We start from the raw sequence: 18684 nt of genomic DNA, 5'->3' as shown, positions 1-18684 counted from the left end.
AGGACAAGGTTAAACGGCAGGCAGTTTCATACATCATGAATCAAGACAGAAGGCCAGATGTTCACGGAAAGGACATAAAATATGACAGAAAGAACATTCTGCACATAAACAAGCCGTAAACGGCCATGGCAAAATCACACAAAAAGCAGCAGGAAACAGACTGCCGCAGATTTTCTGACAACAAAACTGCTGCAGGGCAAAACAGGCAATTTAGTTAACAATTATCAACTCAGGAAATGACACACATATTATAAAATAATGACAAAATCATGCGCCGCGAAACAAAATAAAACAGCTTTTTACAACTTTTTGCTTTGTATTTAAGCCAACATGCAGTAACTTTGCACAGAATAAGATTGGTAAACATTATGGATAATAAACAAGCAACACTTGAACTGGGAACGAAACCGGTCGGCAAACTGCTTATGCAGTATGCCCTTCCTGCCATCATAGCGATGACGGCAGCCTCGCTGTACAATATGATCGACAGCATCTTTATCGGCCAGGGCGTGGGTCCGCTGGCCATATCCGGACTGGCCATCACCTTTCCGCTGATGAACCTTTCGGCAGCGTTCGGAGCAGCCGTGGGCATAGGTTCGTCTACTTGTATCTCCGTCAAGCTTGGCCAGAAAGACTACCGCAAGGCTGAGCTTATATTCGGCAACAGCATCGTGCTGAACATCATCGTCGGAGTGGCATTCGGCATAATATCGCTGATGTTTCTCGACCCGATACTCTATTTCTTCGGCGCGAGCGAGAACACAATACCCTACGCACGCGAATATATGCTGGTGGTGCTGGCAGGAAACGTGTTTTCGCAAACATTCTTCGGCATGAACGCCATACTGCGCGCCGTGGGCAAACCGCGCCATGCCATGTTTGCCACGATGTCGTCCGTGGTGCTCAACACCGTCCTTGCGCCTATATTCATCTGGCCGCTGAAGATGGGCATACAGGGCGCCGCACTGGCCACCGTGATATCTCAGGTAACGGCACTTGCATGGCAGCTATGGCTGCTCAGCAAGTCGAGCGAGATAGTACACTTCAAGAAAGGCATATACAAGCTAAGAAGCAACATCCTGAAAAACATCATAGGCATAGGTATGTCGCCCTTCGCCATGAACGTATGCGCATGCATCGTGGTGATATTCATCAACACCAGCCTGTATAAATACGGCGGCGACATGGCAGTAGGCGCCTACGGCATAGCCAACAAGGTGGCATTCGTGTTCATCATGATCACCATGGGCCTCAACCAGGGCATGCTCCCCATAGCCGGCTACAACTACGGGGCGCAGCGCTTCGACAGACTCATGAAGGTGCTTAAATGCGCAATAATAGCAGGAACCGCCATTACTACCACGGGATTCCTCATCGTTCACATCTTCCCATACGAGTGCGCACGCCTGTTCACGACAGACGCCGAACTGATAGACAAGGCCATGAGGGCCATAAAGATCAACATGGCAGCATTCCCGTTCGTGGGATATCAGATGGTTGTAACCAACTTCTTCCAGAGCATCGGCAAGGCAAAGATAAGCATATTCCTGTCGCTGTCACGACAGATGCTGTTCCTGCTGCCGCTGCTTATCATCCTTCCGCAGTTCTTCAAGCTCGACGGCGTGTGGATGTCGCTGCCAACAGCCGACACAATAGCCTCGCTCATGGCTGCCGTGATGATGACAAAATATATGAGAAAATTCAAAAAACAACATAACGCCATAGCTTATGGAAACCAAGAAGAAAATAATAATTAACGTAGGCAGACAGCTCGGAAGCGGCGGAATGATTATCGCCAAGATGCTCGCAGACGAATTCGGATGCAAGTTTTACGACCGCGAGCTGCTGAATCTGGCCGCAAAGGAAAGCGGATTCAGCGAGAAGTTTTTCGAGCAGAACGATGAGAAAAAGGGATTTTTCAAGTCGCTTTTCCACATGCACGTACCCTATATTTCAGACAACTGCTTTTATAACAACAAGCTGTCGCAGGAAAGCCTGTTCCAGTTTCAGAGCGACGCCATACGCAAGGCTGCAGAAGCCCACTCGTGCGTGTTCGTGGGCAGATGTGCCGACTATGTGCTACGCGACTTCAACAACATGGTAAGCGTGTTCATCACAGCCGACATCGACGAACGCATAGAGCGCATATGCAAGAGACACAACTGCAACAGGGAAGAGGCTAAGAAGATTATAGAGAACAAGGAAGACAGCCGCTCGTCTTACTACAACTATTACACGGGCAAGAAATGGGGGCACAGCACATCATACGACCTGTGCATAAACTCAAGCCTGCTCGGCATCGAAGGCACGGCCGGATTCCTGAAAGAGTTTATCACAAAAAGCCTCGACCTGAAATAAAACTTATGCAGCACGGCATGACCACAGCGGGATGTGCCGGCTGCACACTGCACAAACAAGTCACAGACAAAGAATGAAACGCATAGGAATAATAAGCGACACACACGCCTACTGGGACGACAAATACCTGAAATACTTCGAGCCGTGCGACGAGATATGGCACGCAGGCGACATCGGGTCGCTTGAGGTGGCACAGAAGCTGGCAGAATTCCGCACTCTCAGAGCCGTCTACGGCAACTGCGACGGGGGCGACCTGCGACGCATGTTCAGGGAGACTCTGCGATGGAAATGTGAGGACACCGAAGTGCTCATGAAGCACATCGGAGGCCATCCGGGCAACTATGACGCAAGCATAAGAGGCTCGATATATGCCATGCCGCCACAACTCTTCATCAGCGGACACTCGCACATACTTAAAGTTAAATTCGACAAGACGCTCAATCTGCTGCACATCAATCCCGGTGCGGCAGGCCTGCAGGGATGGCATAAAGACCGCACACTGATAAGGCTCACCATAGACGGAAGCACGTTTAAAGACCTTGAGGTGGTTACGCTGTCTGACCCAAGAAAAGCAGACGTACACAATTTTTAGGCGAAAACTGAGTTATCTTAAATAAGAATACTAACAATTAAAATCAATAATATGAAAACTTATCTTGTTACCGGAGCTGCCGGATTCATCGGCTCAAACTTTATAAAGTATCTTCTTTACAAAAAATATAAGGAAGAGGAGATTAAGATTATAGTGCTCGACCTGCTGACATATGCCGGCAACTATGGCACGATAAAAGACGACATCGACGGAAAGAGATGCGTGTTTGTGCACGGAGACATCCGCGACAGAGAACTGGCAGACAAGCTGTTTTCAGAAAATGACATCGACTATGTCGTAAACTTTGCTGCTGAAAGCCATGTAGACCGCAGCATAGAGAATCCGCAGCTGTTCCTCGAGACCAACATACTCGGCACGCAGAACCTGCTCGACGCTGCAAGAAGAGCATGGGTTACGGGCAAGGACGAAACAGGATATCCTGTATGGAAAGCCGGCAAGCGATTCCATCAGGTCAGCACCGACGAAGTGTACGGCTCGCTGGGCAAGGACGGTTTCTTCACAGAGAACACACCGCTCTGCCCCCACAGCCCTTACAGTGCGTCAAAGACAAGTGCAGACATGATCGTGATGGCCTATCATGACACATACCACATGCCCGTGTCTATCACAAGATGCTCTAACAACTACGGCCCTTACCACTTCCCCGAGAAACTTATTCCGCTGATAATAAACAACATCCTCGAAGGCAAGCAGCTGCCCGTATACGGCAAGGGCGACAACGTAAGAGACTGGCTCTACGTTGAAGACCACTGCAAGGCCATCGACCTCGTGGTGCGCGAAGGCAAGGAAGGCGAAGTGTATAATGTCGGAGGCCACAACGAGATGACAAACATCGACATCGTAAAACTGACCATAAAGACCATACACGACATGATGGCCGAAGACAAGGAGCTGCGCAAGATACTGAAGAAACAGGTGAAAGACGCTGACGGCGAGATAGCCATCGACTGGATTAACGACAGCCTTATCACATTCGTCAAAGACCGCCTGGGCCACGACCAGCGCTATGCCATCGACCCGACAAAGATAAAGAACGACATAGGATGGTATCCTGAGACGATGTTTGCCGAAGGAATTGTGAAGACGATTAAATGGAACCTTGATAACCAGGAATGGGTAAAGGAGGTTACGAGCGGCGACTATCAGAAGTATTACGAACAGATGTATTCAAACAGATAGCCCAAAAACGATGTCAGGAAACGTGAAAACGAGCTGCGTTTCCTGACATCTTACAAATCAAACATAATAACAACAACTTTTCATTTATCAAGATGGACGCACTGTCACAAGAGCTTCAGGATTTTCTGATAAGGCTCGGCAAAGAGCCTCACTGCGTGAGCGAGAAGGTGGAACACTACATTAAGCACATCATGCACCTTATCTACGCCGACGACGAAGCCGTGCTTCAGCAGTATTACGGACTGTTCGGCAACGACGTCAAGCCGCTTGAAGACATAGCAAAGGAACATGGCGTAAGCCCCGAAACAATGAGAAAAATCATAGAGGCAAATGTAAGAAGAATGGCCGTGTCGCCTGAATGGCAAATGGTAAAACAACTAATTAAAGAATAAACAATGAAGAAAATATTGCTTTTAGGCTCGGGAGAACTGGGCAAGGAATTTGTAATTGCGGCAAAACGTGCCGGACAATATGTTATAGCATGCGACCGCTATGCCAACGCTCCGGCCATGCAGGTGGCAGACGAAAGCGAGGTGTTCAGCATGCTCGACGGCGATGCGCTCGACAAAGTGGTGAAAAAACACCAGCCTGACATCATCGTTCCGGAAATAGAAGCCATACGCACAGAGCGACTTTTCGACTTTGAGAAAGAAGGAATACAGGTAGTTCCGAGCGCACGTGCCGTGAACTTCACCATGAACCGCAAAGCCATACGCGACCTGGCAGCAAAGGAACTCGGACTGAAAACTGCCAAATATTTCTATGCAAAGACGCTCGACGAACTGAAGGAGCACTCAAAAGAGATTGGTTTCCCGTGCGTTATCAAGCCGCTCATGTCGTCGTCAGGCCACGGTCAGAGCATCGTAAAGTCGGCAGATGAACTCGAGACAGCCTTCAATGCAGCCATGGAAGGCAGCCGCGGAGACGTCAAGGAAATAATAATCGAAGAGTTTATACACTTCGACAGCGAATTTACACTCCTTACAGTTACACAGAAAGACGGCCCTACTCTTTTCTGTCCGCCGATAGGACACGTACAGAAGAGCGGCGACTACCGCGAAAGCTGGCAGCCGTTTGCACTGAGCGAAGCCGACCTTAAGGAAGCGCAGCACATGGCAGAAGCCGTTACAAAGGCGCTGACAGGAGCCGGAATATGGGGCGTGGAATTTTTCCTTAGCCGCGACAAGGGCGTCGTATTCTCAGAACTTTCACCCCGTCCGCACGACACAGGCATGGTAACGCTCGGACACACACTCAACCTCAACGAGTTTGAACTGCACTTCCGTGCCGTAATGGGACTGCCTATTCCGGCCATACATCTTGAGCATGCAGGCGCAAGCGCCGTCGTTCTGGCAAAGGAGGAGGCAAACCACGAACCCGAATACAACATGCTCGACGTGCTGAAAGAGGACTATACACGCCTGCGCATCTTCGGAAAGCAGGAACAGCACGTGAACAGACGCATGGGCGTAGTGCTCTGTTATGGAGATGCAGATGCTGACACAACAGCACTGAGAGACAAGGCCAAGCGACTGGCAGAAACCGTAATAAGATAAAAAATCCATAAATAACGACGGAGCAAGGGCAAATATATATGCCCAGTCGTACTGCCATATAAGCCTAAGACCTTAAAATAGTTAATATGAACAAAATAATTGACCTTCCGAAAATAATCGACCCAAGAGGCAATCTCACTGTAACTGAGGGCGAAAACCATATACCGTTTGCCATTAAACGCACTTACTGGGTGTATGACGTACCGGCAGGAGAAAGCCGTGGAGGGCATGCACACAAGGAATGCAAGGAGTTTCTTGTAGCCATAAGCGGAAGCTTCAGCGTTACGCTTGACAACGGAAAGGAGAAGAAGACATTTCTTCTTAACCACCCATATCAGGGACTTTTCATCGACGTGAACATCTGGCGAACGCTCGACGACTTCTCATCCGGGGCGGTATGCCTTGTGCTTGCTTCTGAAAGATTTGAGGAAGAAGACTACATACGCGACTATAACGACTATCTGGAATACGTCAAGGACAAGTTGCAAGAGCTATAACATGCAAGCAAAAAATGTAAAGATGAACAAGATTATAAAATATTCTGACCTGACAAAAAACACCGAAAGATACTCGTCTGAAATTGAAGAAGCCGTCAAGAGGGTGGTAAACAGCGGATGGTATCTGCGCGGCAAGGAGACAGAACGCTTTGAACACGACTTTGCGTCATACATAGGCACGGCTCACTGCGTGGGCTGCGGCAACGGACTCGACGCGCTCACGCTCATTCTGAGAGCCTACATAGAGATGGGCGTAATGACGGAAGGCGACGAGGTTATCGTTCCGGCAAACACCTATATAGCATCGATACTGGCCGTTACGGAGAACAAACTGGTGCCTGTACTGGTTGAACCGGACATCGAGACGCTGCAAATAGACGACAGACTCATAGAGCAGGCCATAACCGGACGCACCAAAGCCATAATGATTGTGCATCTTTACGGACGCTGCGCATACACCGAGAATATAGGCGAACTGTGCAGAAAATATAACCTGAAGCTCATTGAAGACAACGCACAGGCACACGGATGCATGCACAACGGCATACGCACCGGCGCACTGGGAGATGCCGCAGGACACAGCTTCTACCCGACAAAGAACCTCGGCGCACTGGGAGATGCGGGCGCCATGACCACAAACGACGGCGAACTTGCCGACATGGTGCGCTCGCTTGGCAACTATGGTTCAGCCAGAAAATATGTATTCGACCACATAGGACGCAACAGCCGCATAGACGAACTGCAGGCTGCCGTGCTTGACGTCAAGCTGAAATATCTTGACGAAGACAACGAAATGAGAAGAAAAAAGGCGCTGCGCTACATAAAGGGCATCGACAACAAGAGCATAAAAGTGCCGTCAGAAGGATATTGGGAGAACAGTGTCTTCCATATTTTCCCCATTCTTTGTGAGAGGCGCGACGAACTGAAAGCCTATCTGAGCGGGCACGGAGTGCAGACAGAAGTGCACTACCCCATAGCACCTCACAAGCAGAAATGCTACGAAAGCTGGGCCGGGATGCAGCTGCCGGTAACAGAACTGATACACAGACAGGAACTGAGCCTGCCCATGAGCCCTGCACTCGACGAGAAGGAACAGGACAACGTGATAGAACTTCTCAACAACTTTTAAGCCGAAAAGCCGTATGCAACTATACGAAGTTACAGCCGAAGAATATGCTCAGGCAGGATTTTATGCCCATGTCTACAACACGCCGGAGTTTTCAGAGCTTAACAAGGCCAAGACCAGCGGCCTTCACTACATTCTGATTAAGGACAACAAGACCAGATTCTCGATTGTTCTCGGCGAGAAAGGCGACAGCATGTGCAGTCCGTTCTCTGCCCCATACGGCGGTTTCAACATGAAGACGCCGCAGCGCATTGCCTACATGGACGAGGCCGCTGCCCTGCTGAAAGACTGTGGCAGAAGCCATGACAAGAAGATAAAGATAACGCTGCAGCCGTCGGTCTACGACGATACGCAACTATCGAAATGGGCAAACGTGATGTTCAGAAACGGCAGGCTTACCAACATCGACCTCAACTATCACTTCGACCTGTCGAGATTTCCGCATTATGAAGACTTCATAGACCGCAGCGCACGCAAGAACCTGCACAAAGCCATGGCCGAAGATTTCGTAATATCTCATCTCGACAGCAGTAATGCCGACGACATATCGAGGGCATACGGCGTGATAAGCATCAACCGGAAGGAACACGGCTATCCGCTAAGAATGAGCCTGCAGAATGTTGCCGACACGGTGAAAATAATTGATGCCGACTTCTTTGTGGTGTCGCACAACGGCACCGACGTGGCTGCCGCACAGGTGTTTAAGGTAACGGACGACGTGGCACAGGTGATTTACTGGGGCGACTTGAGGCAATACGCCAGCCTAAGGACGATGAATTTTCTTGCATACAAGGTCTTCGAATATTACTACCAAAAAGGCTTCAGGATTCTCGACATCGGCCCGTCGACCGAAGACGGGGTGCCCAACAACGGCCTCTGCGACTTTAAGGAGGCCATAGGATGCTCTGTAACGCAGAAGCTCTTCTTCGAACTCTGACGCCTACGATAAGGTAAATCAAACAAAAGATAAAGCCCAAACCGGTTGTTATATTACATCTTTCAGAAAGAGTAACAGCCGGTTTGGGCTTAATTTATGTATTGTAGACTACAGAATTTCAGTCTGTAAGTATCACGGTTACGCCTCGCGCAGCCTGCGCTCCCATAACAAGAGCCTGCGCGATGTCGGCCGTCTTGGACGGTCCTGATATGAACGAGCCGTAGCCATAGTCGGTAAACTGTATGCGCTCGTATGCCTGATGCATGTTGCTCACGATGCTCTTGCGGCTGAGCAGTATGACAAGATATTCAGAGATAAAGCATACGGCCTTCTCTTTCATGGTCTGCGGAATCCACACACAGCCGTTCTCTGCCACTCCTATTTCGCCCCTTACAATGCCAACGTCGGTTCCGTTGAGGTCCTGCGCCTTTTCAACGGTGTCGGGATTGCGGTCGGCAATGGTTATTTCGGGCAGACTGCTCGCAAACACCTTTGCCTCGGGATAGAGGCTCTTGATAACACTGTTTATGTCGTCGCCGGCGGACAGGTCTACCACATGGCTGCCCACATTCTCGCTCATGGCTACAAACTGCGCCAGAGTATTGTCGTACTCAACACCCTTCAGAGTGCTAAAGTCGGGCATGTCATACTGCCCCGTAACCTTCATGTTGCGGCGGTATCTTGAAAGTATTTCTTCCTTCGTGCTCATTTCACTTCTCCTTTCTTCCACATTGTCTGGAATGATTCGCGCGGGAACTCCGGCATCTCATGCCCTATGCCCCACCCGTTAAGTTTGTTATACATCAGCAGTCGCGGCAGATGGTTGGCCAGCGGCGCAAATCTGAGCGACGTGCTGTAGAGGCCCGGATGGCCGAAGAGATACTCCATGCCTGCCGACATGGCCTTCTTCATCGGGTCTGCCTTGCCCAGCGAGTCGAGGTTCTGGCGCCATCTGTATATCTGTTCCGACAGGTTCACCTTAACGGGGCACACATTGTCGCACGAACAGCAGAGCGAGCATGCGCTCACGTTGTCGGAATATTTAACCGGACTTTTCAGCATTCCGAGGTTTATTCCGATAGGTCCCGGAATGAAGTATGTGTATGAGTAGCCTCCGCTGCGGCGGTAGACGGGGCACGTGTTCATGCAAGAGCCGCAGCGTATGCACTTCAGCGTCTCCCAGTGTTCCGTGTTCGCTATGATGTCGCTGCGTCCGTTGTCTACCAATATTATGTGCATCTCGCCGTCCGGACGCGCCTTGCGGAAGTGTGATGTGAAGGCTGTTGTAGGCTGACCTGTGGCCGCGCGGCAGAGCAGACGCTGGAACACAGCCAGCGAACGGTAGTCGGGTATCACCTTCTCGAGGCCCATTGCGGCTATATGCAGCTTAGGCACAGAGGTAGACATGTCGGCATTTCCCTCGTTGGTGCACACCACGATGTCGCCCGTGGCGGCAACGCCAAAGTTGGCGCCCGTCATGCCTGCGTCGGCCGTCATAAACTCGTTGCGCAGGCTTATGCGTGCCTGATATGTAAGATATGTGGGGTCATAATTGCCCTTCTCGCTTCCGAGCACGCGCTCAAAGAGATGTCCCACCTCTTCCTGCGTGATATGTATGGCCGGCACTACGATGTGGCTCGGCTTCTGCTTCATAAGCTGAAGAATGCGCTCGCCGAGGTCTGTCTCAACGACGTCTATGCCGTGCTGCTCGAGGAAGGGGTTCATCTCGCACTCCTCCGTCAGCATCGACTTGCTCTTCACGAGCTTTTTCACGTTGTGTGACGTGAGTATTTCAAGCACAATGTTGTTAAACTCTTCTGCGTCTTTTGCCCAGTGAACCTTCACTCCGTTCTTCTCGGCATTTGTGGCAAACTGCTCAAGATATTTGTCAAGATGCGTTACGGTGTGGCGCTTTATGGCGCTGGCCGTGTCGCGCAGGCGTTCCCACTCGTCTAGTCCCATGGCCATGTTGTCGCGCTTGTCGCGCAGTGCCCAGAACGTGGCGTCGTGCCACTTGGCGTTCTCTCCGTTCTTCAGGAACGTCTGTGCTGCTTTTCTGTGTAGTGTGCTCATAGTCCTGCCGCTAAAATTTGTACGATGTGAATAAACTTTATGTCCTTCTGCTGCCGCTTTGCCACGCCCTGCAGATGCATCAGGCACGAGCTGTCGGGGCCTGTTATATACTCTGCGCCCGTGGCCATGTGGCGTTCCAGCTTGTCGATGCCCATCTGTGTAGACACCTCAGGCTCCTCAACCGAGAACATGCCGCCGAATCCGCAGCACTCGTCAACGCGCTCCGGCTCGCAGACGGTTACGCCTTCTACGAGAGACAGCAGGTCCTTGAGCTTTGAATATTTAGGGATATTGCGCTCGCTGGGCGACGAAAGGCCAAGCTCGCGCACTCCGTGGCAGGAGTTGTGCAGACTTACCTTATGATAAAACTTGCCTGGCAGCGACTTTACCTTCAGTACATCGTGCAGAAACTCGCAGATGTCCATTATCTTGTCTGACGTCTCGCAGAAATGCTTGCCCTGAAGCAGTCTGGGATAGTTGAGCTTTACAAAAGCCGCACAACTGGCCGAAGGGGCCACCACATAATCGAAACCCTTGAAGATGTCCTCAAAATGCTCGGCCAAGGGCACAGCCTTGCTCTCAAAGCCGGCGTTTGCCATAGGCTGGCCGCAGCATGTCTGCTTTAGCGGATACGTTACGTCTACCTGAAGATGCTTCAGCAGCTTGTAGCAAGCCACCGCCACCTCAGGATACAGCGCATCGACATAGCAGGGAATAAAAAGTCCTGTTTTCATATCTTTTGTATTTTTCTTGTCCGCACGCGGCGACTGCAAAACTACATGCCAAGAGCCTGCCACGCATTCGGGCGCAACCATCTTAACCGCCGGCAAAAAACATTTCAGTCATTGTGCGGAGGCTGCATGCCCACCGCAAAGGTAATAATTTTAAAGCGAACGACAAGCACAACGGGACGACAAACTGAGCCTCTCTTGCGCAAAGAAAATCACTTTGGCAGCACAATGCTCCAGACTGCAAAACCGACATTGCAGACTGGCACCGACACGACGCATCCAGAGCCTTCACTGCAGACCACGCCCTCGCAGGCATGACGGCACCGGGCAGATATGGCGCGCAGGACGGACGGTTTGCAAAAGGTGACCTTTCAGGCTGCAAAAGGCCATGTTTTACGCTGCAAAAGATGCCCTTTTGCAGCGTAAAACGACACCTTTTAGAAACCATCTGATTATCAACCACTTACAAAGGCATATTTTATCCGTTTCCGACCGGTGTGAACCTGCCCGTAACATGCGCACGGCGAGAGTGTTTCAGCTGTCATGACGTCGCGCCGACGGCGGCATTATATATAATAGGTGGAAAGTTTTTTTATAAACAATGCTTAAAAGTCAACGATGTATGAAGCAATTTTATTAATTTTGCACTCCTGTTTCACACCAAACATATAATTACAGAAACATTATGACACCTAAAGAGATACGCAACGAGAAGCTCGCTGCAAAGATGATCAAGAACCTGAAACGCCGCAATTTTGAGGCTTGTTACTGCGCCACGGCGGCCGAGGCCGTAAAGGCTGTGTCGGCCATGATTCCCGACGGAAGCAGCGTTACGTGGGGCGGCTCGATGACCATAAGGGACATGCGGCTGACAAAGGCCCTGCACGAAAGAGACCTGAAGGTGCTCGACCGCGACGAGGCCAAGACGCGCGACGAGGCGCAGCAGATTTACCGCGAGGCTTTTTCGTGCGACTACTATCTGTCGAGCGTCAACGCCATAAGCGAGGACGGCGTGATAGTGAACATCGACGGCAACGGCAACCGCGTGGCAGCGATAACCTTCGGACCCAAGCACGTGATATTCGTCGTGGGACTCAACAAGGTGGCACAGGATGTTCAGAGCGCACTGGCAAGGGCACGCTCTACGGCAAGTCCGATTAATGCGGCACGCTTCGACATCAAGACTCCGTGTCTGACAGACGGCGTATGCCACAACTGCAACTCGCCAGAGAGCATCTGCAACTACATCCACTTCACACGCAACTCTCATCCGGCAGGACGCCACACCGTGGTTCTCGTCGGCGAAGACCTGGGCTACTGATGCCCTTCTGCCGCCGCAGGCAACGGCCATACGGCCCAACCTGTGCGACAGCAACATCTCACATAAAACAAAAAATACATCTTATAAAAGCATAATATATGATTGTCTGCATTGCAGAGAAACCAAGTGTAGCAAAAGACATAGCACGAATCCTGGGCGCAACAAAGCCGTGCGACGGATTCATGGAGGGCAACGGCTATCAGGTTACATGGACCTTCGGTCATCTATGCACCCTGAAAGAGCCCGACGACTATACGCCCCTATGGAAGAGGTGGAGCCTGAGCGCACTGCCGATGCTGCCTCAGCGGTTTGGCATAAAGCTGATAGACGATGCCGGCATCCGCAAGCAGTTCTCGGTGATAGAGAAGCTCATGCAGGCAGCAGACAGCATAATAAACTGCGGCGACGCCGGACAGGAGGGTGAACTGATACAGCGATGGGTCATGCAGAAGGCTCAGGCCAAATGCCCCGTCAAGCGTCTGTGGATATCGTCGATGACAGACGAGGCCATACGCGAGGGATTTCAGTCGCTGAAAGACCAGAACGAATATCAGCCTCTGTATCTCGCCGGACTGAGCCGCGCCATAGGCGACTGGATTCTCGGCATGAATGCCACAAGGCTTTACACGCTAAAATACGGACAATACAGGCAGGTGTTGTCCATCGGACGCGTGCAGACGCCCACCCTCGCACTGATAGTGAACCGTCAGAAGGAGATAGACAACTTCAAGCCGGAGCCTTACTGGGTGTTGTCAACGATATACCGCGACACGCTGTTCACGGCCACTTCGGGCAAGTTTACCAGCAAGGAAGAAGGCGAGCAGTCGTTCGACAAGATAGCAGGCAAGCCCTTTGTCGTAACCGACGTGCAGAAGAAAGCCGGCAAAGAGGCTCCCCCGCATCTCTACGACCTTACGTCGCTGCAGGTAGACTGCAACAAGAAGTTCTCCATGAGCGCCGAACTGACGCTCAACACCATACAGTCGCTCTACGAGAAGAAGCTCACCACGTATCCCCGTGTGGACACTCAGTATCTCAGCGACGACATCTATCCCAAGTGTCCCGCCACTCTCAAGGGGCTCAGGGGCTACGAAGCCTTCACGCTTCCGCTTGCAAACGCCAAGCTGCCAAAGAGCAAGAAGGTGTTCGACTCGTCTAAGGTAACCGACCACCACGCCATCATCCCCACCGGCGTTCCGGCTTCTAACCTTACCGACCTCGAGCGTAACGTCTACGACCTGATAGCCCGCCGCTTCATCAGCGTGTTCTACCCCGACTGCAAGTTCTCCACAACCACCGTCATGGGCAAGGTTGAGGACGTTGACTTTAAGGTCAGCGGCAAGCAGATAAACGACCCGGGATGGCGCGTTCTGTATGACAAGGACGCGCAAAACGCCGACAACGATGCTGCAAACAACTCCGACGAGGAGCGCACATTGCCGGCATTCACAAAGGGAGAGAGCGGCCCCCATACGCCGACACTCACCGAGAAATGGACCACTCCGCCCAAATATTACACCGAAGCAACACTGCTCAGGGCGATGGAAACGGCCGGAAAGTTTGTCGACGACGAGGAGTTGCGCGCCGCCTTGAAGGAGAACGGCATCGGAAGACCGTCTTCGAGAGCCAACATTATCGAGACTCTGTTCAAGAGACGCTACATCAAGCGCGAAAGAAAAAACATAGTTGCCACTCCTACGGGCATAGAACTCATTGACACCATCAAGGAAGAACTGCTCAAGAGCTGCGAACTCACGGGTATATGGGAGAAGAAACTGCGCGACATTGAGCACAAGAAATATGACGCCGGACAGTTTATCAACGAACTGAAAGAGCAGATCACCACGATAGTCAACGACGTTCTGGCCGACAACAGCAACCGTCACGTAACAATAATGAGTGACGAAGACATGAAGAAAAAGACGCAGAAGAAGGCGTCGAAACCAAGAAAGAAGCCGGAAAGCAAGACCGTAAAAACTGCCGAAAAACAGCCTGACGCAACGCAGAATGCCGATGCGACACAGACAGCCAAACCCGAACCAGCACAGCAGACGATGCAGGCCGACGACTCGATAGTAGGCTCTGCATGCCCAATCTGCGGCCAGGGACATATCATAAAAGGCAAAACGGCCTACGGATGCAGCCGCTGGAAAGAAGGATGCACATTCAGACTGCCTTTTAAACAATAAATCAGGCCTTTTTGTGTTATTATATAATAACGAAGGGCTTTACAGCTCTTGTACATTGGTTTTATATATAACAACTAAGGTTTCGTGATGAAAGAAAAGCTTTACACACTCATAATAATATGCTTTACGATGCTGCTTACAGCGTCGTGCGGCGCCGACCACTACATGAAAAAAGGCGAGAAATATCTCGCCTTGGGTGAATATTACGACGCTGCGGCCGAATTTAAGACGGCGTATAACAAGACTTCGCCTAAAGACAAGGACAAAAGAGGCGAACGGGCAAAGAAACTTGCCAGATGCTACGACCGCATAAACTCAACACAAAAGGCTATTGCGGCATACCGGAACACAATAAGATACAACAAGGCCGACATAGAAACGCACCTTTCCTTTGCACGTGTGCTGATGAAAAACGGCAGCTATAAGGAGGCTGCAAAGGAGTTTCAGCTCGTGCTCGACTCACTTCCCGACAACGAACTTGCCAAGACCGGACTGCTGTCGGCACAGACAGCACAGGCCGAAAAGGAAGCCGGCTCGAGATATATAGTAAAAAAGATGGACGTGTTCAACTCGCGCCGGGCAGACTATTCGCCCATGCTCTTCGGTGACGAATACGACCAACTGTACTTCACATCAACGAGAAACGAGGCCGAAGGCGACGAACTTAGCGGCATAACGGGCACTAAAGCCGGCGACATATTTGTGTCGCAGAAGGACGACAAGGGCAAATGGGGCAAGCCGGAAGCCATTGTTTCAGGCCTCAACACTGAGTTTGACGAGGGCGCATGCTGCTTTACGCCGGACCAGAGTCAGATGTATCTCACACAATGCACCACCGACCCGAACTATCCGAGATATGCAACCATTGTAACATCTAACCGCTCTGACGCAGCATGGGGCAAGGCTTCGGCCCTCGAGATAACACGCGACACGCTGTCGAGCTATGCCCATCCTGCCGTATCGCCCGACGGACAATGGCTCTACTTCACATCGGACATGCCGGGAGGAAAAGGCGGATACGACATATGGAGAGTGAGACTTACGAGCAACGGGCTTGGAGGCGTGGAAAATCTGGGCGAACCTGTCAACACGCCGGGCAACGAGATGTTCCCTACATTCAGGTCGAACGGCGACCTTTACTTCTCGTCTGACGGCCACAAAGGCCTCGGCGGACTCGACATATACATAGCCAAAGTGGACAAAAGGACAAAAAAATTTGTGCTTGAACACCCGGGATATCCGCTCAACTCGTATGGAGACGACTTCGGAATGACCTTCGAAGGTCCGCATAACCGCGGCTACTTCTCGTCGAACAGAGGCGACGGCAGAGGCTGGGACCACATATACAGCTTTGAGAAACCTGAGGTAATACAGACCGTGAAGGGATGGGTATACGAGATGGACGGCTACGAACTGCCCGACGCCCTGGTGTATATGATAGGCAGCGACGGCACCAACCTGAAGCTGAACGTGAAGGGCGACGGCTCTTTCACACAGGTGATAAACCCGAATGTCGACTACATGATGCTTGCCACATGCAAGGGCTTCCTCAACCATAAGGAAGAACTGAGGGTGAAACCAGTAACAGAATCAGAAGAATATGTGCTGCAGTTTCCGCTCGCCTCGATACGTGTGCCGGTGCTGATAGACAACATTTTTTACGACTTTGACAAGTATTCGCTGCGTCCGGAGTCGACCAAGGCGCTCGACGAACTTATCAAGCTGCTGAACGAAAACCCCAACGTTACCATAGAGCTGAGCGCACACTGCGACTATAAGGGCAGCGCGGAATACAACAAAACGCTGTCGCAGAAGAGAGCCGAGGCCGTGGTAAACTATCTGATAGAGCACGGAATAGCCAAAGACCGCCTGTCGCCGGTGGGCTACGGCAAGGAGAAGCCGAAGACAATACGCAAGAAGCTGACGGAGAAATATCCGTGGCTGAAGGAAGGCGACGTGCTGACAGAAGAGTTTATAAAGAAACTTGACAAGGACAAACAGGAGATATGCAACCAGCTGAACCGCCGCACCGAGTTCATAGTGCTGAGGATAACATACGGAATGTTTGACGAAAACGGCAACCTGAAGAACCCTCCAAAGGCTAAGGAACAGGATAACGGAGGCTCTGAAGACGACGGCTTCGTGATAGAAATGTAACGCAATAATCCCCGGAACGACACATGCAGTTCCGGGGATTATTGTATCTGATAAAGCAATATGCGCCTTGACGGCAGGCACGGACACATAATCCGCCATGCCGGAAAGGCGCAACATCATATCATGAAGCCGCAGATAAACGCCATGCACGCCGCTCACCGCTCGCGGACGGCAAAGCCTACGCCCCACAAAAGTATCAGCACCATTGCCACAGGCAACAGCAGATGAGGATTGTTGAGCTGCTCATGGCGGGCAAGGACATCTGAGAATATGCCGTCGAAGCACGACACAAGAACCGAGAAGCCCTTGTTTCTGAAGAAAATCAGCAGTCCTATAACGACACACACCGCTGTCCACAGACGGCTGATGCGCCGTGTGCGGTCGGGCAGACGGCGCATGACACGCCTTGAGAATCCGTCGTCGGGCACGTCAATGCGGTTTTCGCTGAAGAACTTTTTTACCAGAACATCGTCATTGTTATCTGTCATATCCATTATCCTTTAAATAATTTACAAGTTTGTGTTTACTCCTTGAGAGATGCGACTTCACCGTACCCAGCGGCAGTGAGGTTATCTCTGATATCTTGTCGACGGACAGTCCGTCGATTATCTGCAGCGTCAGACAGAGCCTCTCGTCGTCTTTCAGCAGTTTCAGTGCCGAGTAGATGTCGATGCTCAGGCCCTTGTCAGCCTGCGCCACACTGCGGTCTGCCGGCACAGAGCTTACGTCGTCTGTCACCTTATGCGACCGTCTGTAGTCATAAAGCACATTGTAGGCTATGCGATAAAGCCACGTGGAAAAACCTGACAGCCCCCTGAAACGCCCTATGTTGGTGTAGGCCTTGATGAAGGTGTCCTGCGCCAGGTCGTCGCTGAGCTGCGCATCGCCCAGCGTCTGGCTGAGGAAGAACCTCCTGACGGCCGCCTGGTATTTCACGACAAGCGCGTCGAACGCCTTCTTGTCGTGAAAAACGGCCACCCTCGTAACCAACGATATGTCATTAAGCTGTTTCACCTTCTACCCCGTAATATTACTTTTCCTTATCGCCGTCCGGCTCGTCTTTTATGTCGTCCATGAAGAAATCGCTTTCGTCAGTACGCTTTCTGCGGCCTGTGGTGCGGGCAATGATACACTGACCGAGACCATAGAAGAACACGAGCCAGCCTATGCCGGTGAGCGGATTGGCGCCGATGATGTAGAAGCAGACCACAAGACCGATGCCGAGACAGCCGTTCTTTACGCCTTTCTTCCATAGAGCTTCATTGCTGAAGTCGTCTTTCTTCAGCAGATTATCGGGTATAGGGCGCCCGCTCTCCATGGCCTTTTCGGCCAGACGGTAGCGCTGGTTGCGGTTTTTCAGCACCAGATAGATGATGAGTGCGACAAAAAGGAACGGCGAAAGCACCACCAGGATGCACAGCAACACAAAGGCAATGGCCACCAATACGCTGCCTGCTCCGCCCAAATCTGCCAGATATGCAATGAGCGTAAACGGATCGGACACGTCGTCAAACTGCTTTACGCTTACTGCCTCGTCTTCGTCTGAGGCTGTTGTCTGAGCCGCACTTGTGTCGCGTGCTGCGCCCGTTGTGTCTGAATAGGCCACCACCTCGCCCGTGTCGGCAGCCGTCTGGCTGTTCACCACCTGCGGATTGTGCCTGTAGAGCGACTTCTGAGCCTGAACAGGAGCGGCCAGCGTGGCTGCCATGGCTAAAATGATAAATAACTTTTTCATATCTTAATTTTATTTTTTGTTCTATCCGTTAGACGTATGAAAGGGTGAAAAGGTTGCACGGAAAACAAGAAATTTTCAAAAAAATGCATTTTTATCTCATTTCTTCCGTCATGCAGGAATAACGCCACCAAACGCCTTCAATAAAACAGCCCGTGAACGGCGGTCTTGCAAAAGGTATGCTTTTACCTTCCAAAAGGCCACAAATTGCACGC

Annotated in this window: 18 protein-coding genes; 12 read left to right on the top strand and 6 right to left on the bottom strand. The window is 51.2% G+C overall.

Annotated features, from left to right (window positions below):
• Positions 1–368: 368 nt before the first annotated feature.
• The 9 genes from ACZMIG_RS01850 (at position 369) to ACZMIG_RS01810 (ending at position 8266) form a co-directional block, all read left to right on the top strand.
• A complete protein-coding gene (locus tag ACZMIG_RS01850) occupies positions 369–1757 on the top strand; it encodes an MATE family efflux transporter (RefSeq protein WP_487888929.1) in 1389 nt (462 codons plus the stop codon).
• Positions 1729–2358, top strand: coding sequence for a cytidylate kinase-like family protein (locus ACZMIG_RS01845; protein WP_487888928.1), 630 nt, complete (start codon positions 1729–1731; stop codon positions 2356–2358). Before ACZMIG_RS01850 ends, ACZMIG_RS01845 begins: the two co-directional genes overlap by 29 nt.
• A 73-nt stretch (positions 2359–2431) precedes the next feature.
• Positions 2432–2950 carry a metallophosphoesterase family protein gene (locus tag ACZMIG_RS01840; protein ID WP_487888927.1) on the top strand — a complete coding sequence of 173 codons (519 nt, stop codon included), beginning with the start codon at positions 2432–2434 and terminating at the stop codon, positions 2948–2950.
• A 51-nt stretch (positions 2951–3001) separates the two neighbouring features.
• Positions 3002–4150 (top strand): dTDP-glucose 4,6-dehydratase, encoded by a 1149-nt coding sequence (gene rfbB, locus ACZMIG_RS01835; RefSeq protein WP_487888926.1) that lies wholly within the window; start codon positions 3002–3004, stop codon positions 4148–4150.
• A gap of 92 nt (positions 4151–4242) precedes the next feature.
• Positions 4243–4542: a hypothetical protein gene (locus tag ACZMIG_RS01830; RefSeq protein ID WP_021853862.1), complete on the top strand. Its 300-nt coding sequence runs from the start codon at positions 4243–4245 to the stop codon at positions 4540–4542.
• A 3-nt stretch (positions 4543–4545) separates the two neighbouring features.
• Positions 4546–5706: a formate-dependent phosphoribosylglycinamide formyltransferase gene (purT, locus tag ACZMIG_RS01825; RefSeq protein WP_125103845.1), complete on the top strand. Its 1161-nt coding sequence runs from the start codon at positions 4546–4548 to the stop codon at positions 5704–5706.
• Positions 5707–5792: 86 nt separating this feature from the next.
• Positions 5793–6203, top strand: coding sequence for a sugar 3,4-ketoisomerase (locus ACZMIG_RS01820; RefSeq protein WP_302352011.1), 411 nt, complete (start codon positions 5793–5795; stop codon positions 6201–6203).
• A gap of 31 nt (positions 6204–6234) precedes the next feature.
• The gene (locus tag ACZMIG_RS01815; RefSeq protein WP_487888947.1) at positions 6235–7332 is read left to right on the top strand and encodes a DegT/DnrJ/EryC1/StrS family aminotransferase; all 1098 of its coding nucleotides are present in this window, start codon (positions 6235–6237) and stop codon (positions 7330–7332) included.
• Positions 7333–7345: 13 nt separating this feature from the next.
• Positions 7346–8266, top strand: coding sequence for a hypothetical protein (locus tag ACZMIG_RS01810; protein WP_487888925.1), 921 nt, complete (start codon positions 7346–7348; stop codon positions 8264–8266).
• Positions 8267–8384: 118 nt separating this feature from the next.
• On the opposite strand, the gene ACZMIG_RS01805 is transcribed toward ACZMIG_RS01810, so the two are convergent.
• From ACZMIG_RS01805 to ACZMIG_RS01795, 3 genes are read right to left on the bottom strand one after another with little or no spacing between them, the layout of a single operon-like run.
• Positions 8385–8975 carry a LutC/YkgG family protein gene (locus ACZMIG_RS01805; RefSeq protein WP_487888924.1) on the bottom strand — a complete coding sequence of 197 codons (591 nt, stop codon included), beginning with the start codon at positions 8973–8975 and terminating at the stop codon, positions 8385–8387.
• Positions 8972–10339 carry a lactate utilization protein B gene (locus ACZMIG_RS01800; protein WP_053397476.1) on the bottom strand — a complete coding sequence of 456 codons (1368 nt, stop codon included), beginning with the start codon at positions 10337–10339 and terminating at the stop codon, positions 8972–8974. The genes ACZMIG_RS01805 and ACZMIG_RS01800 overlap by 4 nt, the downstream gene beginning before the upstream one ends.
• Positions 10336–11073, bottom strand: coding sequence for a (Fe-S)-binding protein (locus tag ACZMIG_RS01795; protein WP_021853870.1), 738 nt, complete (start codon positions 11071–11073; stop codon positions 10336–10338). The genes ACZMIG_RS01800 and ACZMIG_RS01795 overlap by 4 nt, the downstream gene beginning before the upstream one ends.
• 682 nt (positions 11074–11755) lie before the next feature.
• On the opposite strand from ACZMIG_RS01795, the gene ACZMIG_RS01790 reads away from it, so the two are divergent.
• The 3 genes from ACZMIG_RS01790 to porE all read left to right on the top strand — a co-directional run bounded on the left by ACZMIG_RS01790 (position 11756) and on the right by porE (position 16737).
• Positions 11756–12391, top strand: coding sequence for a lactate utilization protein (locus tag ACZMIG_RS01790; RefSeq protein ID WP_487888923.1), 636 nt, complete (start codon positions 11756–11758; stop codon positions 12389–12391).
• A gap of 98 nt (positions 12392–12489) precedes the next feature.
• Positions 12490–14580 (top strand): DNA topoisomerase 3, encoded by a 2091-nt coding sequence (locus ACZMIG_RS01785; RefSeq protein ID WP_487888922.1) that lies wholly within the window; start codon positions 12490–12492, stop codon positions 14578–14580.
• Between the two features lie 87 nt (positions 14581–14667).
• Entirely contained in the window at positions 14668–16737 is a 2070-nt protein-coding gene (gene porE / locus ACZMIG_RS01780) for a PorE family type IX secretion system protein (RefSeq protein ID WP_487888921.1), read from the top strand.
• Between the two features lie 155 nt (positions 16738–16892).
• Here the strand turns inward: porE and ACZMIG_RS01775 are convergent, their stop codons facing one another.
• Genes ACZMIG_RS01775 through ACZMIG_RS01765 form a run of 3 tightly spaced genes read right to left on the bottom strand, consistent with a single transcriptional unit; the run spans position 16893 to position 18472 of the window.
• Positions 16893–17225 carry a DUF5056 domain-containing protein gene (locus tag ACZMIG_RS01775; protein ID WP_053397471.1) on the bottom strand — a complete coding sequence of 111 codons (333 nt, stop codon included), beginning with the start codon at positions 17223–17225 and terminating at the stop codon, positions 16893–16895.
• Positions 17215–17751, bottom strand: coding sequence for an RNA polymerase sigma factor (locus tag ACZMIG_RS01770; RefSeq protein ID WP_418874018.1), 537 nt, complete (start codon positions 17749–17751; stop codon positions 17215–17217). The genes ACZMIG_RS01775 and ACZMIG_RS01770 overlap by 11 nt, the downstream gene beginning before the upstream one ends.
• 16 nt (positions 17752–17767) lie before the next feature.
• Positions 17768–18472: a DUF6249 domain-containing protein gene (locus tag ACZMIG_RS01765; RefSeq protein WP_484449364.1), complete on the bottom strand. Its 705-nt coding sequence runs from the start codon at positions 18470–18472 to the stop codon at positions 17768–17770.
• Positions 18473–18684 lie beyond the last annotated feature (212 nt).

The organism is Xylanibacter sp., assembly GCF_057607445.1.
This window is presented reverse-complemented; position numbering and strand designations above follow the sequence as displayed.